A 21,312-nucleotide genomic window follows, 5' to 3' on the forward strand; every position below is an offset into this window, starting at 1 on the left:
GTGTTGAGACTGACATCAGTTTGCCGCAGCACACAGTGAAATCCGGTTCAGCCGGAAGCTGTCAGTGCCCGATACTCTCATCCTCCATAAAACAGCCCATAAAGCAAATTATTGCATAAGGAATAATCTTAAATTACGGCCCCGGCGTATCCGCAGGGGCCTGTTCAGGAAAAAAATTATTCCAGTGCACTCAAAATAGCCTGTGCAGCTTTGACTCTTTCGGTATTCGGGTAGTTTTTATTCGCCAGAATCACAATCGCCACCTGTTTTTCCGGAATAAAGGCGACATAGGCGCCGAAACCAGTTGTTGCGCCCGTTTTATGCACCCAGGAAGCACGGTTATACGGCTGAACCTGGTTGTCTGTTACCGGATGCGGCTGCAATGCGACCTCGTTGGTCACACCGTTAATGATCATATCTTTCTGCTGCGGCCAGTCATACATTTCCCAGCCCAGCCCCTGGTTAATCGCGGCGGTTTTATAGTAGCGGGTCTGGGCGAGATACATTGCCATTTCCAGATCCGCATTACCGGCCCGTGACGGCTCCATATTCATTTCCGCCCAGCGCAGCATATCTTTTGAGGCGGATTTCACGCCGTAAGATTCCGCATCAAGCTGTCCCGGCGACACGCGGACCGGTTTTTTGTTTTTATAACCGTACGCATACTGGCTTTGCGCACTTTCCGGCACAGTAATAAAGGTGTGAGATAACCCCAGCGGTGCCAGGATCCGTGCAGTCAGCAACTGCTCATACGGCATCCCCGCCGCGTTTGCGGTCAGAGCACCAAACAGGCCGATACTGCTGTTTGCATACAGACGCATATCGCCCGGTTTCCGGGACGGCTGCCACTGCTGATAGAAATTCAGCAGATCCGCACGGCTTTTTACCGCATCCGGCACCTGTAACGGCAGTCCGCCTGCGGTATAGGTAGCCAGATCCAGCAATGTGATCCCCTTCCACTGCGGCAGAGCCAGCTCCGGCTGGTATTTTGCCGCCGGATCATTCAGCGCCATCTCTTTTTTCGCCACAGAAACCGCACCCAGCACACCTGTGAAAGTTTTACTTACAGATCCGAGCTCAAATAGTGTATTTTCAGTGACCGGCTGTTTTGCCTGAATATCGGCAAAACCATAATTGAAATAATAGGGCTTACCCTTTACGGAGACGGCAACCGCCATCCCGGGAATATCCTGCTGTGCCATCAGCGGTTTAATGGTGCTGTCCACCACCGCCGCGACATTATCAGCGGCAGAAAACCCCGGGGCGGAAAACGCCAGCAGAGCGGAAATCAGTGTTGCAGATAACGATTTTTTCATCAGAATTAACCTTCCGTGTGTGAGTAACGGCGGCAAGTATCGTCAGATTCACCGGACAGAACAAACGGTTATTTATAACAAGAGCCTAAAGAAAAACTTACAGGTGGATTATGGTCAGACGTTATCTCCCCCTTAACCCGCTGCGCGCCTTTGAGGCCGCCGCCCGTCATCTCAGTTTTACCCGCGCGGCGATTGAGCTGAATGTCACCCATGCCGCCGTCAGCCAGCAGGTCAGGGCGCTGGAAGAACAACTCGGCTGTGTGCTGTTTACCCGCGTCTCGCGCGGGCTGGTGCTGACCCATGAAGGTGAGGGATTACTGCCGGTGCTCAATGAGGCGTTTGACCGGATTGCGGATACTCTGGAGTGTTTTTCTCACGGGCAGTTCCGTGAGCGGGTGAAAGTCGGTGCGGTGGGAACATTTGCCGCAGGCTGGCTGCTGCCGCGTCTGGCCGGATTCTATGACAGCCATCCGCATATTGATCTGCATATCTCCACCCATAACAATCATGTGGACCCGGCGGCGGAAGGGCATGATTATACGATCCGTTTCGGTAACGGCGCGTGGCATGAGTCAGATGCGGAACTGATTTTCAGTGCACCACACGCTCCGCTGTGCTCACCGGCCATTGCAGAACAGTTACAGCAGCCGGATGATGTTCACCGCTTTACCCTGCTGCGCTCATTCCGCCGGGATGAATGGAGCCGCTGGCTGGATTGTGCGGGCGGCACACCGCCTTCCCCGTCACAGCCGGTAATGGTGTTCGATACCTCACTGGCCATGGCCGAGGCGGCACAACTGGGTGCCGGGGTAGCGATCGCACCGGTATGTATGTTCAGCCGCCTGTTACAGTCAGGCGCACTGGTACAGCCGTTTGCCGCAGAAATCACCCTCGGCGGCTACTGGCTGACGCGGTTACAGTCCCGTACGGAAACCCCGGCCATGCAGCAATTCGCCCGCTGGCTGCTGAATACGGCGGCGGCGTAAAACTCACTCACCTTCCAGGCTTTTTACCCGCAAATCATCACCTTCACTGATGCGCAGCCGTTCACTGCCGCAGTGCGGACAGCATCCGGCGTGCTGCATGATTTCGGCCTCACGGCTGCAATCCCAGCACCATGCCTGTGCCGGGATAACATCAATATGCAGTGTGCAGCCCTGCGCCACGGTATCACGGCAGGCGATATCAAAACAGAAATGCAGTGCACTCTCCTCAACATCCGCCAGTGCGCCGACTTCCAGCCAGACATCCGTTACCCGCGCAATGCCGTGCTGTTCAGCCTGTTCGCGGATAATGTCCGCCGCACCGAGGGCTTTACTAAGCTTGCCCCTTCCGCCGTTGTCATAATCGGTTATGGCATCGCATTTTATTTTCTTTCTCTGGTTCTGAAATCCATCCCTGTCGGTGTTGCTTATGCAGTCTGGTCGGGACTCGGCGTCGTCATAATTACAGCCATTGCCTGGTTGCTTCATGGGCAAAAGCTTGATGCGTGGGGCTTTGTAGGTATGGGGCTCATAATTGCTGCCTTTTTGCTCGCCCGATCCCCATCGTGGAAGTCGCTGCGGAGGCCGACGCCATGGTGACGGTGTTCGGCATTCTGAATCTCACCGAGGACTCCTTCTTCGATGAGAGCCGGCGGCTAGACCCCGCCGGCGCTGTCACCGCGGCGATCGAAATGCTGCGAGTCGGATCAGACGTCGTGGATGTCGGACCGGCCGCCAGCCATCCGGACGCGAGGCCTGTATCGCCGGCCGATGAGATCAGACGTATTGCGCCGCTCTTAGACGCCCTGTCCGATCAGATGCACCGTGTTTCAATCGACAGCTTCCAACCGGAAACCCAGCGCTATGCGCTCAAGCGCGGCGTGGGCTACCTGAACGATATCCAAGGATTTCCTGACCCTGCGCTCTATCCCGATATTGCTGAGGCGGACTGCAGGCTGGTGGTTATGCACTCAGCGCAGCGGGATGGCATCGCCACCCGCACCGGTCACCTTCGACCCGAAGACGCGCTCGACGAGATTGTGCGGTTCTTCGAGGCGCGGGTTTCCGCCTTGCGACGGAGCGGGGTCGCTGCCGACCGGCTCATCCTCGATCCGGGGATGGGATTTTTCTTGAGCCCCGCACCGGAAACATCGCTGCACGTGCTGTCGAACCTTCAAAAGCTGAAGTCGGCGTTGGGGCTTCCGCTATTGGTCTCGGTGTCGCGGAAATCCTTCTTGGGCGCCACCGTTGGCCTTCCTGTAAAGGATCTGGGTCCAGCGAGCCTTGCGGCGGAACTTCACGCGATCGGCAATGGCGCTGACTACGTCCGCACCCACGCGCCTGGAGATCTGCGAAGCGCAATCACCTTCTCGGAAACCCTCGCGAAATTTCGCAGTCGCGACGCCAGAGACCGAGGGTTAGATCATGCCTAGCATTCACCTTCCGGCCGCCCGCTAGCGGACCCTGGTCAGGTTCCGCGAAGGTGGGCGCAGACATGCTGGGCTCGTCAGGATCAAACTGCACTATGAGGCGGCGGTTCATACCGCGCCAGGGGAGCGAATGGACAGCGAGGAGCCTCCGAACGTTCGGGTCGCCTGCTCGGGTGATATCGACGAGGTTGTGCGGCTGATGCACGACGCTGCGGCGTGGATGTCCGCCAAGGGAACGCCCGCCTGGGACGTCGCGCGGATCGACCGGACATTCGCGGAGACCTTCGTCCTGAGATCCGAGCTCCTAGTCGCGAGTTGCAGCGACGGCATCGTCGGCTGTTGCACCTTGTCGGCCGAGGATCCCGAGTTCTGGCCCGACGCCCTCAAGGGGGAGGCCGCATATCTGCACAAGCTCGCGGTGCGACGGACACATGCGGGCCGGGGTGTCAGCTCCGCGCTGATCGAGGCTTGCCGCCATGCCGCGCGAACGCAGGGGTGCGCCAAGCTGCGGCTCGACTGCCACCCGAACCTGCGTGGCCTATACGAGCGGCTCGGATTCACCCACGTCGACACTTTCAATCCCGGCTGGGATCCAACCTTCATCGCAGAACGCCTAGAACTCGAAATCTAACGTCCGTTCGGGCATCGAGGTCCATGTCGGGGTGGGACGGGCCCGTGGCTTCAAGATCACTTGCAGTCCGACCGCGATGTCTTGGTTGCGCGAGAGGTTGTCGATATCCTCCACTTCCATCATCAACCCTGGATAATGCCGCCGCCGTCATCGCCGCCGACGCCCGTGCCGGGCTTTTCGGGCCTGTCAGGCTTGCTCGGCCTTCAGCCTGCCTGGGCGAGATCTCCGGCGGACGGATTAACGGCGGAGCTTCGCCGCCTTTCGTGCGTGTGAAGGCCGAAGATAGTTCTCTCAAAAACATCCGTTTATGAGAGATACCAAATGTCATTTTCAGAAGACGACTGCACCAGTTGATTGGGCGTAATGGCTGTTGTGCAGCCAGCTCCTGACAGTTCAATATCAGAAGTGATCTGCACCAATCTCGACTATGCTCAATACTCGTGTGGGCTCTGTTGCAAAAATCGTGAAGCTTGAGCATGCTTGGCGGAGATTGGACGGACGGAACGATGACGGATTTCAAGTGGCGCCATTTCCAGGGTGATGTGATCCTGTGGGCGGTGCGCTGGTATTGTCGCTATCCGATCAGCTATCGCGACCTTGAGGAAATGCTGGCGGAACGCGGCATTTCGGTCGACCATACGACGATCTATCGCTGGGTCCAGTGCTACGCCCCGGAGATGGAGAAGCGGCTGCGCTGGTTCTGGCGGCGTGGCTTTGATCCGAGCTGGCGCCTGGATGAAACCTACGTCAAGGTGCGGGGCAAGTGGACCTACCTGTACCGGGCAGTCGACAAGCGGGGCGACACGATCGATTTCTACCTGTCGCCGACCCGCAGCGCCAAGGCAGCGAAGCGGTTCCTGGGCAAGGCCCTGCGAGGCCTGAAGCACTGGGAAAAGCCTGCCACGCTCAATACCGACAAAGCGCCGAGCTATGGTGCAGCGATCACCGAATTGAAGCGCGAAGGAAAGCTGGACCGGGAGACGGCCCACCGGCAGGTGAAGTATCTCAATAACGTGATCGAGGCCGATCACGGAAAGCTCAAGATACTGATCAAGCCGGTGCGCGGTTTCAAATCGATCCCCACGGCCTATGCCACGATCAAGGGATTCGAAGTCATGCGAGCCCTGCGCAAAGGACAGGCTCGCCCCTGGTGCCTGCAGCCCGGCATCAGGGGCGAGGTGCGCCTTGTGGAGAGAGCTTTTGGCATTGGGCCCTCGGCGCTGACGGAGGCCATGGGCATGCTCAACCACCATTTCGCAGCAGCCGCCTGATCGGCGCAGAGCGACAGCCTACCTCTGACTGCCGCCAATCTTTGCAACAGAGCCCCTGCATCAGCTTGCCGAACACCGCCTGCGCCAGCAGCACCTGCTCCACCAGGTCATCGTCACTGACCACCCCAACTGGCAGATCCACTAGCACCTTTCCGCGGCTCACCGCCCAGGCTTCGAGGATGGCGTTGTCACCGGTGATCTCGGTGACGGCGACCGCCTCGGCCAGGGTGAGATGGCGGTCATCGCAATCCGGGTTGAGCTTCTTGCAAAACTCCGCCGGCTTGCGCCCCATCAGTCGCGCCAGTTCGCTGGCGTTGAAGCGGTGGCCAATGCTATAAGCCGCAGCCATCACGTCCGATGACCGGAAAACCGCTCTGACTTTTGCCGTGGTGTCATTCCGTTGCTCTGTCATAGTGATTCCTAACGGTTGGTTATAATTGCCCGGTGAATGCTGATACAATCGCCCGCCCTTCGTCAGTCAGAGGCAATTCAGCGAGCTCAGATTGGCTCAAACCTTGCTGCTTGAGCTTGGCCACCCAGGTGCTTGGCACCTTGCCACGCCTGAAAGCGTTGCTGACGCCCTCCGGGGTGATGCCGAGTGCAGCCGCGATGGCACTCTTGGTACCGAATCGAGTTAACAGGGTATGCATGGCGTCCTCTGGCGTTTTACACACACAAAATCATAACTCTTGGTTAGTAAAATGCGCAAGAGGTTAAAGTTAGGTCAAATTGACAAACAATAACTGGACGTTAGGAAATGGATGAGAAACAAACACCAATGGCGCGTTATGAAGCCGACAAAATGGCATTCTCGCAGCGACTCAATGCCGCTCTCGATGAAATGGGCTGGCCCGTTAGAGGCCGAATAGTTCGGCTTAAGCGCACGTTGCGAGAAGATCTGTCTGAGGTCTCGGTAGGGAAATGGCTGAAAGGTGAGGGGCTGCCAGAGGTCAAACGGCTGGGAGAGCTCTCGCGCATCACCGGCAAGAGCGTGCAGTGGTTGCTGACTGGCACCGATACGAGCGACGGCAATGTCGAACCACAGCCTTTCCCTGTCTACCAGGTTCCCCTGATCTCTTGGGTCAGCGCCGGTGAGTTCAAAGACTGCGGCGATATCCCAACCCTGGAAGAGGCAGAAGAGATCACCATCAGCCCAGTTCGCGTCAGCACCCGGGCCTATGCCGTACGGGTGAAGGGCGACTCCATGGTGGCCCCCATGGGGGGCAAGTCATACCCTGACGGCACCATCATCATCGTGGATCCTGAGGTGGAGCCCGCCCCGGGCAAGAAGGTGATCGCCCGCTACGGCAGCGACATGACCTTCAAAGAGCTGGTGATGGATTCCGGTTCCTGGTGGTTAAAGCCTCTCAACCCGCAATACCCCCTGCTGCCGGTCAATGAGGATGTGCAGATATGCGCCGTGCTAGTCTGCTCGGTGATGGTGGAGTGAAGCCAACCCGCAATCGGGTTATGAATCTGCATCGCGATTCGCAATCAGCTGTCTCTTGAGCATGTCGAACTCCTGCGATGTTATCTCGCCGTGCTCGTGCTGCTACACCAACTTGTCCAACTCATCCGCCACACCGCTCCCCACCACCTGCGATGGCCAGGTTGTTTGCTGGGCGCATTGGCGGAGTATCGTCTCGACCCGGGACACCCACACCGGCACAACCTTACGGGAGTGATTCACTGTCAAAGAATCGGCCCGGTGCTCTGACGCAAGTATCGGGATGGTCACCATTTGTAAGCCGTAGACCTGAGTGGTGATCAAGACTTCGATACCACCGACCGTACCGGTACTAATCGACGACGGTCGTGTTCGTCGCCTGCCGCAGGGACTCTGCACACCTCCGTTTACGCATGTGCCTGGAGGAGTTGGAAATCGTCGTGTTCGGGAAACATTAAACACAGGATGGCAGCGATCTGAGCCAGCACATGATCAGCTAGCTCACCATCCGGATCGACGGCCCACTGCATCGTCGCGCCAGCGATGACCGAGTGCAGGAGCAACTCAGCTGCCGCAGGAGCACCTGGGGGCAGTCGCTTGCGGATCCCCTCCACCACCGCGCGGTTCCGCTGGATCGCAAGCGTGCGTAGCTCCGGCACCTGGAGCTCGTACCAGGAGATGAGATAGTTCACCGAGAAGTCGTTGCGAGTGTTCATGCTCCGAACGAGCACCTGCAAAAATTCCCAGAGCCCTTGCGGCCCTGCGCCTATCGGTATCGCATTCAGGTAATGCCGCACCTGCTCGACGCCGCGCTCCATCATCCTCACCAGCAGCGTATCGCGGTTGGTGAAGCGCTGGATTAACGCTGCGCGGGAGAGCCCCACCTCCTTTGCTACTCCGCTGAGCGTGAACTCTATGGGACCGCAACGCTTCAGCACTACGGTGGCGGCCTCGAGTACCTCGTCATCGGACTTGAGCTTGGGGCGGGGCATCAGTGTTCACCTTCTGTATGGGTTGGGGCGGAGGCTGTGGCTGCCGCCGCCATTGTAGCAAATTGAAGACGGAGCGAGAGTAGAGCCACGAGCCCCGCAAACACGGCCGATACAACGAGGCCAGGGAGCGGACCAGCAAGGTCGACAAACGCGCCGGCCGCAAGCATAACCATGGGCGAGGCTGACAGCATCACCGCCGAGACCGTGCCGAGTACCCGGCCGAGAAGTTCTGGCGGCGTGCGGTTGTAGATGGCAGCGTTGAGAATGGGAGAGACTGAGCCGGTCAGCAGTCCCACGAGCGCGCCCAACAACATCAGCACCGGCACGCCTGGCAACTGTGAAAGCAGAAGCGAGCCCACCGCAGAGCCACAAAATGCCACCGCCAGCCAGTTCTGCGCTGATATCCGGGCGCCGACCGACGCATGAATGGCAATGCCAAGGAGACCACCAGCCCCCATCATTGAGGAGAACAGCCCGAGCTCTGCTACTTGGCGTCCTGCATCTACAAACAGCGCAGGCATGATGACGCTGCCGTTGGCGCCAACGATGCCCACGAAGATCATCACTATACCAAAGAGAGGGCGCAGCAGGGGTTCGCTCCAGAGAAAAGCGACGCCGGCGCGCATGGAGAGAGTCGCCGTCGTGGTCATCGTCCGAGCGGCACGCGCGGGAAGCACCCACGCGCCGAGCAGACCTGCAAGGACGGAGCAGAACGCCGTCAGCCCGAGCGTTGGCGCAGCGCCAAGCAGGCCGATTGCGGCCCCCCCAAGGGCCGGGCCACCTAGAATCGCGACGTTCCCGATCACCGCTTTCAGTGACGAGACGCGCTCAACGGAGAGCCCGGCGACGTGGCCGAGTTTGGGCAGCTCACTGTCCTGCGCGGCCATACCGGGTGCGTCGAACGCGGCACCGAGCACCACGCAAGCGATCAGCCCAGTGTTCGAGAGGGCGCCAACGGCATCGAGCAGTGGGATGCTCGCCATGGCCACGCCGCCCACCACACCCGAGATCAATGCGACGGGCGCGCGCCCGAACCGATCGACGAGGCCACCACCAACCCACGCGCCGATGATGGTCGCGATGACGCTGCTAGCGGCCGTGGCGCCCGCCCAGGCCGCGCTCTTTGTATGAGACAGGACGAACCATGGAAGCGCGAGGGCCGCCACCGCGTTGCCGATCCGGAAGAGAAAGGTCGCCGCGAACAGCGTCGCGAGCGGGCTATATCGACGTTCGCTCATTCCGCTGCGGCGAGCTGCGCCTTCGCCGCAGCGAGGTACTCTTCGTTACCCGAGTCGAGGGCGAAGAGTGCGTAGGTGACCGCCCCGAACGCAAGGCGCTCCGCGATGTGGTGGGCGAGCCGCGGCCACACCCGGCCACCGGCCGCTTCATACGTGAGGAGGAGCTTCGCGAGCCCCTCTTCACCAAAGACCATAAGGTGCGCGGCCATGTCGATGGCAGGGTCATCAACGCGGGCCTCGCTCCAGTCGATCATCCCGCTGACGCGCTCCGTGTTGTCGATGAGCACATGGCCCACGTAGAGATCGCCATGCACCACCACGGAGAAATCTGGCCACGACGAATCGTCGTCGAGCCAGCGCTGCCACCGGTGGAGGCGCTTGTCGTTCACCACGAACTCGCGTCGGACGCGGTCAACGTCGTCGGCCACCTTCTGACGGGCCTGCGTCGGTGTACGGATGAGCATCCCCGCATCCACGGCGGCGGAAATGGGGACGGCATGCAGGGCGGCGAGCGCGGTCGCGAAGCTCTCCGCGAAGACCTCCGAGTCCTGCGGCACGACCCAGTCGGGCGTGGACGAACCAGGCTGGATGACCATCGCAGTCGAGTCTTCGAGCATGGGATAGGCAACGAGCTCGGCGTTGGCCACGCGCCAGTCCGGCACCGCGAACGGCAGGCGATTCTTGAGCATTGCCAGCACCCGCGCCTCTGGTTCGACCTTCGCGCTTACCTCGGCTCGGCGCGGGATGCGCAGCACCCACCGACGTCCATCGTCGACGGTGGCGATCACGATCCTATAGTCGAGCCCAAGCTCATTGACAGTCAGCGGGCCATGGAGCTTGAGCCCATGTCGGGCTGCAAGTGCGTACAGTTGGGAGGTATCGGCGGTCGTGACTACGGTCATGATTCACTCCTGAGGGCTTGACGGGTTTAGCCACCTAAATGTAACAGTCACGTCGGTTATATTCAATCCTCATGCGAATCGGGGTACGACCCACAGCCCCCTCAGTACAGGTCCATCGTCACACCCGAGATCGTTGGGGTCCAGCTCCCAGTGGTTCGGAGCAACGGGCGGCAGGGCAATGATCCGAAAATTACCCCTTCCTTTGCGTCACCACAGCTTGCACCAACTGACCCTGAATTAAAAAATTGAAAAACTAACTTTTGGGTGTTGACTTAAAGCAAACCAAGCATATGCTAACCAATAGTTAGCAAATTGATTTCGCACGATGGACAACCCCAGCCGGAGGACCAGCACAACACTGGCAGCGGTGGCAACAAACCGCTTGGGGAAATAACACCGGCAACCGGGCTGACTAACCTCCCCGCTCTCCCTTGGCAAGGCTGGAATGCAGGCACTGTTGCAAATAGTCGGTGGTGATAAACTTATCATCCCCTTTTGCTGATGGAGCTGCACATGAACCCATTCAAAGGCCGGCATTTTCAGCGTGACATCATTCTGTGGGCCGTACGCTGGTACTGCAAATACGGCATCAGTTACCGTGAGCTGCAGGAGATGCTGGCTGAACGCGGAGTGAATGTCGATCACTCCACGATTTACCGCTGGGTTCAGCGTTATGCGCCTGAAATGGAAAAACGGCTGCGCTGGTACTGGCGTAACCCTTCCGATCTTTGCCCGTGGCACATGGATGAAACCTACGTGAAGGTCAATGGCCGCTGGGCGTATCTGTACCGGGCCGTCGACAGCCGGGGCCGCACTGTCGATTTTTATCTCTCCTCCCGTCGTAACAGCAAAGCTGCATACCGGTTTCTGGGTAAAATCCTCAACAACGTGAAGAAGTGGCAGATCCCGCGATTCATCAACACGGATAAAGCGCCCGCCTATGGTCGCGCGCTTGCTCTGCTCAAACGCGAAGGCCGGTGCCCGTCTGACGTTGAACACCGACAGATTAAGTACCGGAACAACGTGATTGAATGCGATCATGGCAAACTGAAACGGATAATCGACGCCACGCTGGGATTTAAATCCATGAAGACGGCTTACGCCACCATCAAAGGTATTGAGGTGATGCGTGCACTACGCAAAGGCCAGGCCTCAGCATTTTATTATGGTGATCCCCTGGGCGAAATGCGCCTGGTAAGCAGAGTTTTTGAAATGTAAGGCCTTTGAATAAGACAAAAGGCTGCCTCATCGCTAACTTTGCAACAGTGCCGTGGCCACCCTGGTGGTGGCCTATGTAGCCCTGCGCTATGTTATGCACCTCACCCTGCTGAGCCGTTTGCTCACACCAACACGGCAGCCGGCTCAGTAATTCACATCGGGCACCGGCAGGGTTTTTCCCTCCCGGCTGCTCTTTTCCGCCAGCATGATAATATTCAGCCCGTTGAGCGCATCACGAATGGTGACCGGCAACGGGCCTTCACCGCGAATGGCTCTGGCGGTTTCTTCATAAAAATGCCGGTAGCCTCCCACCTCTGACACGATCACTTCCGGATCGTCCTCGGAATAGAAAATGCCATAATCACTTTCTGCTTCCTTGGCCAGGTAAGGCGAGTCGGGCACTATACCGTCCCGCAGGCGCTCTTCCTGTGGATCAAAACCCAGCTTGATATAGCAGCCCCGCTCGCCCTGCAACTTAAAGCGCAAGGTGGGTCCGGGATGATAAGAGCTGGAATGCAGCACCACTTCCTTGCTGGCGTAATGCAGCTGAACATGAAAGTAATCGGTTACATCAGAGCCCGGGCGCTGAGACAAACAGCGGCCGGTCACCGCCAGAGGCTTGCCAAACAGCTCCAGCGCCTGGTCTACCAGATGGCCGCCCAGATCAAACCAGGAGCCTGCGGCTACACCGGGTTTGTCTTGCTGCCCTTTGGGAGTGGGCCGAAAGCGATCGAAGTGCGATTCAAAAGCATGCACCGGGCCCACCTTGCCATCGGCCAGCAAGCGCTTGATGGTAAGAAAATCACTGTCCCAACGGCGATTGTGAAAAGGTATCAGACACAGCCGGCTGGCTTCCGCCAGGCGCATCAGCTCACTGCCCTGGTGCAGCTGAGTGACCGCCGGATTTTCCATCACTACATGCAGTCCCATACTCAGTGCCTTACGGCCCAGCTCATAATGCACCTCGTTGGGTGCCGTGATCACTACCAGTCGGGCACCGGACTCCTTGAGCATTTCATCCACATCGGTATACACCTTCACCTCAGGCCAGTCCCGCTCCACCCGCTCCGGCCGCGAGGTACTGATAGCCACCAGCTCGAACTCCGGCAGGCTGTCGATAAAGGGCAGATGATAAATACTGGCCGTTGGGCCATAGCCGATTACGGCGGTTTTGATCATGATAAACCTCATCCCGAACCAATGAACACATTGCACACCGGCCAGATAATCAAACATTTAGCCATACAACAAACCACAGCTTATGTTGGTGGGTCAAGGCTATGTCACGGGAACATTCACTTTCGGCTGACTGAAGACATACTCAGAAATAATGCCTGATCTCCATATAACGGGCGCGAATATGTTCAATCAGCAGCTTTATCTTGCGGGGCGGCTGGCGGTTGTAGGGATATACAGCATAAATGCCCAATACCTTGCCCACCCGGCTGGGCAGCAGCTCCACCAGCCGCCCCGCCTGCAGATCCGGATACACCAGGCAACGGGGCACATAGGCCAGGCCATGGCCGGCCAGGGCCGCCTTGCGCAGGGCGGCGGCGTTGTCGGTGGAAAAGTTGCCGCTCACCCGCAGCGAATAGGTCTCACCATGGCGACTGAACAGCCAGTCCCGGGCCCCGCTTTCCTGATAGCTGTAAATCAGGCAGTTATGTTGCAGCAGATCTTCCGGCACCTGAGGCTTGCCGTGGCGGCTGAGGTAGGCAGGGGCGGCACAGATGGTCCAGCGCGAGTCCAGAATATGGCGGGCGATCAGGCTGGAGTCTTCCAGATGACCGGTGCGGATCACCAGGTCATAACCCTCACCCACCAGATCCACAAAGCGGTTGTCCAGGGACATGTCGACGCTGATAGCCGGATGCAGTTCACAAAATTGCGCCACCGCCTCCGCCAGCAGCAACTCCCCGGAAATGGTAGGTACCGACATGCGAATGTGCCCCTGCAGGGTGTCGCTGTAGCCGGTCACCGCATCAAAAGCCTCCTGGGCTGTTTGCGCCACTGCCCGAGCGTGCTCAAACAACACCCGGCCCGCCTCGGTCAGCGTCAACCGGCGCGTGGTGCGGTGGATCAGGGTGCTGCCCAGCTCGGCTTCCAGCCGGGCAATACGCTTGCTCACTACCGAATTGGTCAGACCATTGGTATCAGCGGCCTTACTGAAAGAGCCCAGCTCAATGACCTGAGAAAACAGAATGAGATCGTCGGTTCTCGGCATTATTTAACCAGTTTTGGAAACAATGGATTTCATTAACTCTATATATCAACAAAAAAAAGATTATTAAAGTTTACATCCATTTAACACCGCGAGTGCCATCGTACTCTACATTATTAAGGATACGGGTGGAGTGGTTGCCACCCATGAACAAGGTGACAAGGATACACACATTATGACTGATACTTTGCTGGCATTACTGGCATTTTCTCCCATACTGCTCGCCGCCGTGCTGCTGGTGGGCCTGCAATGGCCGGCCAAACGCGCCATGCCACTAGCCTTTATTCTGACCGTGGTCATCGCCCTGCTGGTCTGGGACATGACCGGCACCCGGGTGCTGGCGTCCACCCTGCAAGGACTGGTGATTTCCGTCTCGCTGCTGTGGATCATCTTCGGTGCCATTCTGCTGCTCAACACCCTCAAGCACACCGGTGCCATTACCACCATTCGCAATGGCTTTACCGCCATCAGCCCGGATCGCCGGGTGCAGGCCATTATCGTGGCCTGGTGCTTTGGCTGCTTTATTGAAGGTGCCTCCGGCTTCGGCACTCCCGCCGCCGTGGCGGCCCCCCTGATGGTGGCGCTGGGCTTTCCGGCGCTGGGCGCGGTGCTGATGGGCATGCTGATCCAGAGCACACCGGTTTCCTTCGGTGCCGTTGGCACCCCGATTATCGTCGGTGTGACCACCGGCCTCGATAATGCCGCCATCAACACCACCCTGAGCGCAGCCGGCTCCGGCTGGCCGGCTTACCTGCAAACGGTCACCAGCAACGTGGCCATTACCCACGCCATTGTCGGCATTCTGATGCCGCTGTTCATGTGCATGATGCTGACCCGCTTTTTCGGCAAGGAAAAAAGCTGGAAGCAGGGCCTGGAAATTCTGCCCTTTGCCATTTTCGCGGGCCTCGCCTTTACCATTCCCTATGCCTTCACCGGTGTGTTTCTCGGCCCCGAATTTCCGTCCCTGATCGGCGGCCTGGTGGGGCTGGCCGTGGTGGTCACCGCCGCCCGCAAGGGCTTTCTGGTGCCCAAACACACCTTTGACTTCCCCGAGGAAAAAGACTGGCCGGCGGAGTGGCTGGGCACCCTGGCCATTCACAAGGAAGACCTGCAGAAAAAGCCCATCAGCCTGGCCCTGGCCTGGTTCCCCTATCTGCTGCTGCCGGTACTGCTGGTACTGAGCCGCACCAGCGACAGCTTCAAGGGCCTGCTCACCGGCTGGAACATTGCCTTCAACAACCTGCTGGGCGAGGCAGGGATCAGCGCCGGCATTCAGCCCCTGTACCTGCCCGGCGGCATTCTGGTGTTCGTGTCGCTGGTGGCAGTACTGAGCCAGACCCGTTCGCTCAAGGATCTGGGCCCGGCCATTCACGAGTCGAGCAAGACCCTGATCGGCGCCGGTTTTGTGTTGATGTTCACCGTGCCCATGGTACGGATCTTTATCAACTCCGGCGTCAACGAAGCGGATCTGGCCAGCATGCCAGTGATGGCGGCCCGGGTGGCCGCAGATCAGGTGGGTGACTTTTTCCCGGCCATCAGCGGCGTGATCGGTGCCCTGGGCGCCTTTATTGCCGGCTCCAACACCGTGTCCAACATGATGTTTTCCCAGTTCCAGTTCGAGGTGGCCCAGACTCTTGGGGTGTCCACCGCCATGGTGGTGGCGCTGCAGGCGGTGGGGGCTGCCGCCGGCAACATGATCGCTATTCACAACGTGGTGGCGGCCTCGGCCACCGTCGGCCTGATGGGCCGGGAAGGCACCACGCTGCGCAAGACCGCCCTGCCCACCCTTTACTATCTGGTGGCCATCGGCGTGATTGGTATGATCGCCATCTACGGAATGGGTATCTCGGATCCGCTGCTGCCGCTGTCCTGATGCTCTGCCGCCGCCGGTACTCGCCGGCGGCCTTGTTGTAACCCTGACAGGAATTGCTTATGTCATCCGCTATTCGCCTCTATCCGTCCAGACCCGAAAAGGTCTATGTCTACGCCACCTGCCTGGTGGATTTGTTTTCGCCCCAAAGCGGGCTGGATGCCATTCGTCTGCTGGAGCTGGCCGGGGTCGAGGTTGTCTATGTGCCCAAGCAGAGTTGCTGCGGCCAGCCCGCCTACTCCTCCGGCTACAACGACGATGCCCGCACCACAGCGCTGAGCCAGATGGCGCTGTTTCCCGAGCCCTGGCCGGTGGTGGTACTGTCTGGATCCTGTGGTGGCATGATGCATCATCACTACCGTCGCCTGTTCGCCGGCAGTGAACACGAGGACAAAGCCAATGAATTCTGTGATCGGGTATTTGAACTCACCGAATTTCTGGTGCATGTCTGCCGCATCCGGCTGGAAGACAAGGGCCCCGACACCTCAGTGGTGCTGCACACCTCCTGCGCCGCCCGCCGGGAGATGAAGGTGCATGTCACCGCCCGCCAGCTGCTCGGCCAGCTGGACCATGTTGAGCTGCGCGAGCAGGCCTACGAAAGCGAGTGCTGTGGTTTTGGCGGCACCTTTGCGGTGCGTCACCCGGCCATCAGCGAGGCCATGGTGCAAGACAAAACCCAGCATCTGAGTGACACTCAGGCAGAGCAGCTGATAAGTGCCGACTGGGGCTGCCTGCTCAATATCAACGGTGCTCTGGAATACCAGGGTCGCCCCCTTCAGGGCATTCACCTGGCCAGCTTTCTGCTGAACCGGCTGGAGGAACGCCATGCATAACCAACCCCAATACTTTCACCCCCAGGCCGAAGCAGCCCTGGCCGACCAGGAGCTGCGCGCCAACTTTCGCGGTGCCATGGATTACCTGCGCGACAAGCGTAAAACCGCTTTTGACGATGCCGACGAGGAAAGCGCCATTCGCGATCGGTCCGAGGCCATTCGCCAACGCTGCCTGAGCAAGCTGCCCGAGTTGCTGGAACAGCTTGAAACCAACTGCATTGCCAACGGTATTCGCGTGCACTGGGCGGAAAACGCCGAACAGGCCAATGCCATCTTCACCGACATCATTCAGTCCCACGGCGGCACCCTGGCTGTAAAGGGAAAATCGATGGTGAGCGAGGAAATTGAGCTCAACGCCGCCATGGCCAAAGAAGGCATTACCTGCCTGGAAAGCGACATGGGCGAATATATCGTCCAGCTCGGCCGGGAAACGCCGTCGCACATCATCATGCCCGCCATTCACAAGAACAAGCGGCAGGTAGCCGACCTGTTTGCCGAACACGTGCCCGGCTTTGAGCACACCCTGGACGTGGACACCCTGATCCAGACCGGCCGCCGGGTGCTGCGAGAAAAGTACCGCACCGCCGATGTGGGCGTGTCCGGGGTCAACTTCGCGGTAGCCGAAACCGGCACCCTTTGCCTGGTGGAAAACGAAGGCAACGGCCGCATGTGCACTACCGTGCCCGAGGTGCATATCGCCATTACCGGCATTGAAAAGGTGGTGGAATACCTGGCCGATGTACCGCCGCTGTTCAGCGCCCTGACCCGCTCTGCCACCGGCCAGCTGATCACCACCTACTTCAACATGATCAGCGGCCCGCGCAAGGACGATGAGCTGGACGGCCCCAAGGAAGTGCACCTGGTGCTGCTCGACAACGGCCGCAGCCAGGCCTTTGCCGACGAAGAGCTGCGCAAGACCCTGCAATGCATTCGCTGCGGTGCCTGTATGAACCATTGCCCGGTGTATACCCGCATTGGCGGCCACGCCTACGGCACCGTCTACCCCGGCCCCATCGGCAAAATCATCTCACCCCATCTGATGGGCCTGGATGCGACTCAGGACTTGCCCACCGCCTCCAGCCTGTGCGGTGCCTGCGGCGAAGTCTGTCCGGTACGCATTCCGATCCCCGAACTGTTACAACGGCTGCGCCATGAGGCCAAGCAGGAGCCCAACCCGGGTGCTTTACCGCTGCGCGGTCAGAAAGCGGCAGCCAGCAACACCGAAGCCTTTATCTGGCGCAGCTTCGCCCTGGCTACCCGCCAGCCGGCCCTGTACCGCACCATGACCTGGTGTGCGACCCGGTTGCGCCGGCTGATCCCAAGCAAACTGGGCCCCTGGACCCGCTGCCGCACCGCGCCCAGACCCGCCGCCAAAACCCTGCGTGAACTCATGGCCGAGAGGAACAAATAATGTCGACCGCCCGTACCGCCATTCTCGACCGGCTGCGCCGGGTCAATGCGCTGCCACTCAACGCCCCGGAGCCTGACTACCCCATCTGGAACGAGACCGATGCCGACACCATGCTGGCCCGGCTGACCGGCCTGCTGGAACAAAACCATGCCGAGGTGCTACGCCTGCCCCGTACCGCCCTGGTGACCACCCTGCGGGAGCGGCTGGCGCAGGCCGGCGTTAAACGGGTGGCCACCGGCACCGGCGGCGAATTTTTTGACGAGATCACGCTAGCATTGAACGGCACCGCCGAACGGGTGTGCTTTGACCGCCCGCTGGAAGAGTGGAAGGATGAGCTGTTCAATCAGGTGGATGCCGGCATCACCGGCTGCCATGGCGCCATTGCCGCCACCGGCAGCCTGGTGCTGTGGCCGGGCCCGGAGGAGCCGCGTACCCTGTCGCTGGTGCCGCCTCATCATGTCGCCATCCTGAAGGCTTCCACCCTGCACACCAACCTGCCGGCCATGATGGCCAGCGAAGGCTGGAATCAGGGAATGCCCACCAACCTGCTGCTGGTGTCGGGTCCGTCCAAGACCGCCGACATTCAGCAAACCCTGGCCTACGGCGCCCACGGCCCCAGCGCCCTGACGGTGCTGATCCTGGAGGATGCCTGATGGAGGCCCGCTACCAGCGGCTGGCTGACGAGCTGGCCACCTTTCTGCCCAGTGAGCGCATCATCAGCGATCCGTCCCTGTGCCTGGCCTATGGCACCGACGCCAGCTTTTACCGGCTGCTGCCCAAACTGGTGCTGCGGCTGGCAAGCCAAGACGAAGTGGTGCGCGTGCTGGCGGCCTGCCGGCAACACCGCCTTCACTGCACTTTTCGCGCCGCCGGCACCAGTCTGTCGGGCCAGGCGGTGTCCGATTCGGTGCTGATCACCCTCACCGACGACTGGCGCGGCCACCGCATCGAGGACGAGGGCGGGCGCATTGCCCTGCAGCCCGGAGTGATCGGCGCCGACGCCAACCGCTACCTGACGCCCTACGGCCGTAAAATCGGCCCGGATCCGGCCTCCATCAACAGCTGCAAGATCGGCGGCATCGCCGCCAACAATGCCTCCGGCATGTGCTGCGGTACCGCCCAGAACTCCTACCGCACCCTGCACGGCCTTAAGCTGATACTGGCCGACGGCACGCAACTGGATACCGTGAACGCCGACAGCCGGGCCCGCTTTGCCGAGCAGAAACCCGAGCTGCTGGCCGGCCTCAAGCAGCTGAGCGAGGAGGTGAAGGCCAACCCTGAGCTGAGCGAGCGCATTCGCCACAAGTACCGGCTGAAAAACACCACCGGCTACAGCCTGAACGCCCTGACCGACTTTGACGACCCGTTCGACATGCTGGCCCACCTGATGATTGGCTCGGAAGGCACCCTCGGCTTTATGGCCGAGGTCAGCTATCACACCGTGCCCGATCACCCCTTCAAAGCCTCCTGCCTGCTGGTGTATGCGGACATCGAAACCACCTGCCGGGCGGTGACCGCCCTGGCCGAGACCCAGGTGGCGGCGGTGGAGCTGATGGACGGCCGGGCCCTGGCCTCCATCGCCGACAAGCCGGGCATGCCCGGGTTTGTGGCCGAGCTGGATGGGGAAGCTGCCGCCCTGCTGGTGGAGGTGCACGGCGCCAGCGAGGCGGAGCTGCTGGACAAATGCGAGCAGGCCATGGCCGCGGTCACCCCCTTTGCACGCTGCAACGAAGTCGCCTTCACCCAGGACAAGGTCACCTGTGCCACCCTCTGGGGCATGCGCAAGGGCATGTTTCCGGCGGTGGGCGCGGTGCGCGAAACCGGCACCACCGTCATCATCGAGGACGTGGCCTTTCCGGTGGCCGAGCTGGCGCCGGCGGTGCGCAAGCTGACCGCCCTGTTCGACCGTTTCGGCTACCATGAGGCCATTATTTTCGGCCATGCCCTGGCCGGCAACCTGCACTTTGTGTTCACTCAGGGGTTTGATTCCCAGGCCGAGCTGGATCGTTACGGCGGCTTTATGGATGCCGTGGCCCAGCTGGTGGCGGTGGACTATGGCGGCTCGCTCAAGGCCGAGCACGGCACCGGCCGCAACATGGCCCCCTACGTGGAGCTGGAGTGGGGTCGCGACGGCTACGCCCTGATGCAACGCATCAAGGCCCTGTTCGACCCGGAGGGACTGCTCAATCCCGGCGTTATCCTCAACGACGATCATCAGGCCCACCTGAAAGACCTCAAGCCGCTGCCCGCCGCCGACGAGCTGGTCGACAAATGCATCGAATGCGGCTTTTGCGAGGCGGTGTGTCCGTCCCGGGATCTCAGCCTGACCCCGCGCCAGCGCATCGTGCTGTTTCGCGAGCTGAGCCGTCGGGCCGCCACCGGCGAGCACACCGACGACACCCTGCAAACCGTGTTCGATAAACAGGGCATCGACACCTGCGCCGCCACCGGCCTGTGCGCCCAGCGCTGCCCGGTGGGCATCAATACCGGCGATCTGGTGCGTCAGTTACGCACCGTTCGTTATCAAAGATTCGAGCCCATCGCCCGCTGGACTGCGGATCACTTCACCGCTACCACCAAGGCCGTGGCATTGGGGCTGAACGCCGCCAGCCTGGGCCGCAAACTGCTGGGTGCAAACACCCTGACCCGGCTGAACAGCGGATTACGCAAGGCGAGCAAAAACCGAGTGCCACTGTGGCTGCCGGAAACCCCGGCCGCCAACCCGCACCGGCCCAGGGCCGGCGGCACAGGTCCGGACAAGGTGGTGTATTTTCCGTCCTGCGCCAGCCGCACGCTGGGGCAGTCACCGGGCGCGAAAGACACCCGCTCCCTTACCGAAGTCACCCTGGCAGTGCTGGAGAAGGCAGGTTTTGAAGTGATCCTGCCCGACTCGCTGAACAACCTGTGCTGCGGCATGCCTTATCAGAGCAAGGGCATGGCGGCACTGGCCGACAACAAGGCCGCCGAGCTGGAGGCTCGGCTGTGGCAAGCCTCGGAGCAGGGCCGCTGGCCGGTACTGATGGACACCAGCCCCTGCGCCAAACGCAGCCAGGAAACCGGTCGCCTGCCGCTCAGGGTGTTTGAGCCGGTGCAGTTTGTGCTGGAACAGGCGCTGGACCGGCTGACGCTGACCCCGGTAAAGGAAACCGTGATGCTGCACATCACCTGCAGCAGCCGGCGCATGGGGCTGGCCGACGCCATGCTGACCCTGGCCCGGCGCTGCGCCAAAGAGGTTGTGGTACCCGAACACATCGAATGCTGCGGCTTTGCCGGCGACAAGGGCTTCACCACGCCGGAACTGAACGCCGCCGCTCTCAAGCCGCTGCGGGAGCAGGTGCCAGCAGGTTGTACCCGGGGCGTAAGCAACAGCCGCACCTGTGAGCTGGGCCTCAGCCATCACAGTGGCATTCACTACGAGTCCATTCTCTATCTGGTGGACGAAGCCAGTTGTAGCAAAAACCTGAGTGATCCAGCCCGGATTATTTCGGAATAACAAAAATAAGCGGTTTACAAAATCAAGACAGACGGTAATGTCTGGTTTTTAACACT

General features: G+C 60.1%; 21 protein-coding genes. 12 read left to right on the plus strand and 9 right to left on the minus strand.

Translation table 11 applies throughout. From position 1 onward, the window contains the following. Nucleotides 1-176: 176 nt before the first annotated feature. On the minus strand, nucleotides 177-1,316 hold the full coding sequence (locus N2M06_RS00150) for an extended-spectrum class C beta-lactamase DHA-1 (RefSeq protein WP_004236386.1): 1,140 nt from the start codon (nucleotides 1,314-1,316) through the stop codon (nucleotides 177-179). 110 nt (nucleotides 1,317-1,426) lie between these two features. On the opposite strand from N2M06_RS00150, the gene ampR reads away from it, so the two are divergent. Further along, entirely contained in the window at nucleotides 1,427-2,302 is an 876-nt protein-coding gene (gene ampR / locus N2M06_RS00155) for a LysR family transcriptional regulator AmpR (RefSeq protein WP_004193231.1), read from the plus strand. Between the two features lie 3 nt (nucleotides 2,303-2,305). On the opposite strand, the gene hypA is transcribed toward ampR, so the two are convergent. Next, nucleotides 2,306-2,671 carry a hydrogenase maturation nickel metallochaperone HypA gene (hypA, locus tag N2M06_RS00160; protein ID WP_025999322.1) on the minus strand — a complete coding sequence of 122 codons (366 nt, stop codon included), beginning with the start codon at nucleotides 2,669-2,671 and terminating at the stop codon, nucleotides 2,306-2,308. Between hypA and N2M06_RS00165 the strand changes: the two genes are divergently transcribed. The 4 genes from N2M06_RS00165 to N2M06_RS00180 all read left to right on the plus strand — a co-directional run bounded on the left by N2M06_RS00165 (nucleotide 2,564) and on the right by N2M06_RS00180 (nucleotide 5,631). Continuing rightward, nucleotides 2,564-2,899 carry an SMR family transporter gene (locus tag N2M06_RS00165; RefSeq protein ID WP_052238321.1) on the plus strand — a complete coding sequence of 112 codons (336 nt, stop codon included), beginning with the start codon at nucleotides 2,564-2,566 and terminating at the stop codon, nucleotides 2,897-2,899. The genes hypA and N2M06_RS00165 overlap by 108 nt on opposite strands. Continuing rightward, on the plus strand, nucleotides 2,893-3,732 hold the full coding sequence (gene sul1, locus N2M06_RS00170) for a sulfonamide-resistant dihydropteroate synthase Sul1 (RefSeq protein ID WP_000259031.1): 840 nt from the start codon (nucleotides 2,893-2,895) through the stop codon (nucleotides 3,730-3,732). Before N2M06_RS00165 ends, sul1 begins: the two co-directional genes overlap by 7 nt. A 127-nt stretch (nucleotides 3,733-3,859) precedes the next feature. Continuing rightward, nucleotides 3,860-4,360, plus strand: coding sequence for a GNAT family N-acetyltransferase (locus N2M06_RS00175; RefSeq protein WP_000376623.1), 501 nt, complete (start codon nucleotides 3,860-3,862; stop codon nucleotides 4,358-4,360). A gap of 506 nt (nucleotides 4,361-4,866) precedes the next feature. Continuing rightward, nucleotides 4,867-5,631 carry an IS6-like element IS6100 family transposase gene (locus tag N2M06_RS00180; protein ID WP_001389365.1) on the plus strand — a complete coding sequence of 255 codons (765 nt, stop codon included), beginning with the start codon at nucleotides 4,867-4,869 and terminating at the stop codon, nucleotides 5,629-5,631. Here the strand turns inward: N2M06_RS00180 and N2M06_RS00185 are convergent. Together N2M06_RS00185 and N2M06_RS00190 are read right to left on the minus strand one after the other, a co-directional pair. Further along, nucleotides 5,603-6,043 carry a phage regulatory CII family protein gene (locus N2M06_RS00185; RefSeq protein ID WP_162852153.1) on the minus strand — a complete coding sequence of 147 codons (441 nt, stop codon included), beginning with the start codon at nucleotides 6,041-6,043 and terminating at the stop codon, nucleotides 5,603-5,605. The two genes, N2M06_RS00180 and N2M06_RS00185, sit on opposite strands and share 29 nt — an antisense overlap. Nucleotides 6,044-6,062: 19 nt before the next feature. Then, on the minus strand, nucleotides 6,063-6,281 hold the full coding sequence (locus tag N2M06_RS00190) for a hypothetical protein (protein ID WP_042881802.1): 219 nt from the start codon (nucleotides 6,279-6,281) through the stop codon (nucleotides 6,063-6,065). A 107-nt stretch (nucleotides 6,282-6,388) separates the two neighbouring features. Here N2M06_RS00190 and N2M06_RS00195 point away from each other — a divergent pair, with 107 nt between their 5' ends. After that, nucleotides 6,389-7,081 (plus strand): S24 family peptidase, encoded by a 693-nt coding sequence (locus N2M06_RS00195; protein ID WP_064145616.1) that lies wholly within the window; start codon nucleotides 6,389-6,391, stop codon nucleotides 7,079-7,081. A 404-nt stretch (nucleotides 7,082-7,485) separates the two neighbouring features. Here the strand turns inward: N2M06_RS00195 and mphR(A) are convergent, their stop codons facing one another. The 3 genes from mphR(A) to N2M06_RS00210 are packed head-to-tail and all read right to left on the minus strand — an operon-like array spanning nucleotide 7,486 to nucleotide 10,210. After that, the gene (mphR(A), locus tag N2M06_RS00200) at nucleotides 7,486-8,070 is read right to left on the minus strand and encodes a macrolide-binding transcriptional repressor MphR(A) (RefSeq protein WP_001137892.1); all 585 of its coding nucleotides are present in this window, start codon (nucleotides 8,068-8,070) and stop codon (nucleotides 7,486-7,488) included. Further along, nucleotides 8,070-9,308: a macrolide resistance MFS transporter Mrx(A) gene (gene mrx(A) / locus N2M06_RS00205; protein WP_000004159.1), complete on the minus strand. Its 1,239-nt coding sequence runs from the start codon at nucleotides 9,306-9,308 to the stop codon at nucleotides 8,070-8,072. Before mrx(A) ends, mphR(A) begins: the two co-directional genes overlap by 1 nt. Beyond that, complete coding sequence (locus N2M06_RS00210) at nucleotides 9,305-10,210, minus strand: Mph(A) family macrolide 2'-phosphotransferase (protein WP_000219391.1); 906 nt, start codon at nucleotides 10,208-10,210, stop codon at nucleotides 9,305-9,307. The genes mrx(A) and N2M06_RS00210 overlap by 4 nt, the downstream gene beginning before the upstream one ends. Nucleotides 10,211-10,723: 513 nt before the next feature. On the opposite strand from N2M06_RS00210, the gene N2M06_RS00215 reads away from it, so the two are divergent. Continuing rightward, nucleotides 10,724-11,428: an IS6-like element IS26 family transposase gene (locus tag N2M06_RS00215; protein WP_001067848.1), complete on the plus strand. Its 705-nt coding sequence runs from the start codon at nucleotides 10,724-10,726 to the stop codon at nucleotides 11,426-11,428. Between the two features lie 144 nt (nucleotides 11,429-11,572). On the opposite strand, the gene N2M06_RS00220 is transcribed toward N2M06_RS00215, so the two are convergent. Continuing rightward, nucleotides 11,573-12,607: a Gfo/Idh/MocA family oxidoreductase gene (locus N2M06_RS00220; protein ID WP_019935653.1), complete on the minus strand. Its 1,035-nt coding sequence runs from the start codon at nucleotides 12,605-12,607 to the stop codon at nucleotides 11,573-11,575. Between the two features lie 142 nt (nucleotides 12,608-12,749). Next, nucleotides 12,750-13,652: a LysR family transcriptional regulator gene (locus N2M06_RS00225; RefSeq protein WP_346351264.1), complete on the minus strand. Its 903-nt coding sequence runs from the start codon at nucleotides 13,650-13,652 to the stop codon at nucleotides 12,750-12,752. A gap of 172 nt (nucleotides 13,653-13,824) precedes the next feature. Between N2M06_RS00225 and N2M06_RS00230 the strand changes: the two genes are divergently transcribed. The 5 genes from N2M06_RS00230 to N2M06_RS00250 are packed head-to-tail and all read left to right on the plus strand — an operon-like array spanning nucleotide 13,825 to nucleotide 21,256. Further along, a complete protein-coding gene (locus N2M06_RS00230) occupies nucleotides 13,825-15,522 on the plus strand; it encodes an L-lactate permease (protein ID WP_346351265.1) in 1,698 nt (565 codons plus the stop codon). A gap of 59 nt (nucleotides 15,523-15,581) precedes the next feature. Next, complete coding sequence (locus tag N2M06_RS00235) at nucleotides 15,582-16,352, plus strand: (Fe-S)-binding protein (protein ID WP_317074111.1); 771 nt, start codon at nucleotides 15,582-15,584, stop codon at nucleotides 16,350-16,352. Then, a complete protein-coding gene (locus N2M06_RS00240) occupies nucleotides 16,345-17,763 on the plus strand; it encodes a LutB/LldF family L-lactate oxidation iron-sulfur protein (protein WP_346351266.1) in 1,419 nt (472 codons plus the stop codon). The genes N2M06_RS00235 and N2M06_RS00240 overlap by 8 nt, the downstream gene beginning before the upstream one ends. Then, the gene (locus tag N2M06_RS00245) at nucleotides 17,763-18,416 is read left to right on the plus strand and encodes a lactate utilization protein C (protein WP_317074109.1); all 654 of its coding nucleotides are present in this window, start codon (nucleotides 17,763-17,765) and stop codon (nucleotides 18,414-18,416) included. The genes N2M06_RS00240 and N2M06_RS00245 overlap by 1 nt, the downstream gene beginning before the upstream one ends. Next, entirely contained in the window at nucleotides 18,416-21,256 is a 2,841-nt protein-coding gene (locus tag N2M06_RS00250) for an FAD-binding and (Fe-S)-binding domain-containing protein (protein WP_346351267.1), read from the plus strand. The genes N2M06_RS00245 and N2M06_RS00250 overlap by 1 nt, the downstream gene beginning before the upstream one ends. Nucleotides 21,257-21,312: the final 56 nt, after the last annotated feature.

The organism is Oceanimonas sp. AH20CE76 (assembly GCF_039654065.1).
Classification (GTDB): domain Bacteria; phylum Pseudomonadota; class Gammaproteobacteria; order Enterobacterales; family Aeromonadaceae; genus Oceanimonas; species Oceanimonas smirnovii.

What these genes read in the sequence shown, in the direction of transcription:
- N2M06_RS00150 (WP_004236386.1), bottom strand. Translation starts at nt 1,316, where the DNA reads ATGAAAAAATCGTTATCTGCAACACTGATTTCCGCTCTGCTGGCGTTT.
- ampR (WP_004193231.1), top strand. Translation starts at nt 1,427, where the DNA reads ATGGTCAGACGTTATCTCCCCCTTAACCCGCTGCGCGCCTTTGAGGCC.
- sul1 (WP_000259031.1), top strand. Translation starts at nt 2,893, where the DNA reads ATGGTGACGGTGTTCGGCATTCTGAATCTCACCGAGGACTCCTTCTTC.
- N2M06_RS00175 (WP_000376623.1), top strand. Translation starts at nt 3,860, where the DNA reads ATGGACAGCGAGGAGCCTCCGAACGTTCGGGTCGCCTGCTCGGGTGAT.
- N2M06_RS00180 (WP_001389365.1), top strand. Translation starts at nt 4,867, where the DNA reads ATGACGGATTTCAAGTGGCGCCATTTCCAGGGTGATGTGATCCTGTGG.
- N2M06_RS00185 (WP_162852153.1), bottom strand. Translation starts at nt 6,043, where the DNA reads ATGACAGAGCAACGGAATGACACCACGGCAAAAGTCAGAGCGGTTTTC.
- N2M06_RS00190 (WP_042881802.1), bottom strand. Translation starts at nt 6,281, where the DNA reads ATGCATACCCTGTTAACTCGATTCGGTACCAAGAGTGCCATCGCGGCT.
- N2M06_RS00195 (WP_064145616.1), top strand. Translation starts at nt 6,389, where the DNA reads ATGGATGAGAAACAAACACCAATGGCGCGTTATGAAGCCGACAAAATG.
- N2M06_RS00210 (WP_000219391.1), bottom strand. Translation starts at nt 10,210, where the DNA reads ATGACCGTAGTCACGACCGCCGATACCTCCCAACTGTACGCACTTGCA.
- N2M06_RS00215 (WP_001067848.1), top strand. Translation starts at nt 10,724, where the DNA reads ATGAACCCATTCAAAGGCCGGCATTTTCAGCGTGACATCATTCTGTGG.
- N2M06_RS00220 (WP_019935653.1), bottom strand. Translation starts at nt 12,607, where the DNA reads ATGATCAAAACCGCCGTAATCGGCTATGGCCCAACGGCCAGTATTTAT.
- N2M06_RS00225 (WP_346351264.1), bottom strand. Translation starts at nt 13,652, where the DNA reads ATGCCGAGAACCGACGATCTCATTCTGTTTTCTCAGGTCATTGAGCTG.
- N2M06_RS00230 (WP_346351265.1), top strand. Translation starts at nt 13,825, where the DNA reads ATGACTGATACTTTGCTGGCATTACTGGCATTTTCTCCCATACTGCTC.
- N2M06_RS00235 (WP_317074111.1), top strand. Translation starts at nt 15,582, where the DNA reads ATGTCATCCGCTATTCGCCTCTATCCGTCCAGACCCGAAAAGGTCTAT.
- N2M06_RS00240 (WP_346351266.1), top strand. Translation starts at nt 16,345, where the DNA reads ATGCATAACCAACCCCAATACTTTCACCCCCAGGCCGAAGCAGCCCTG.
- N2M06_RS00245 (WP_317074109.1), top strand. Translation starts at nt 17,763, where the DNA reads ATGTCGACCGCCCGTACCGCCATTCTCGACCGGCTGCGCCGGGTCAAT.
- N2M06_RS00250 (WP_346351267.1), top strand. Translation starts at nt 18,416, where the DNA reads ATGGAGGCCCGCTACCAGCGGCTGGCTGACGAGCTGGCCACCTTTCTG.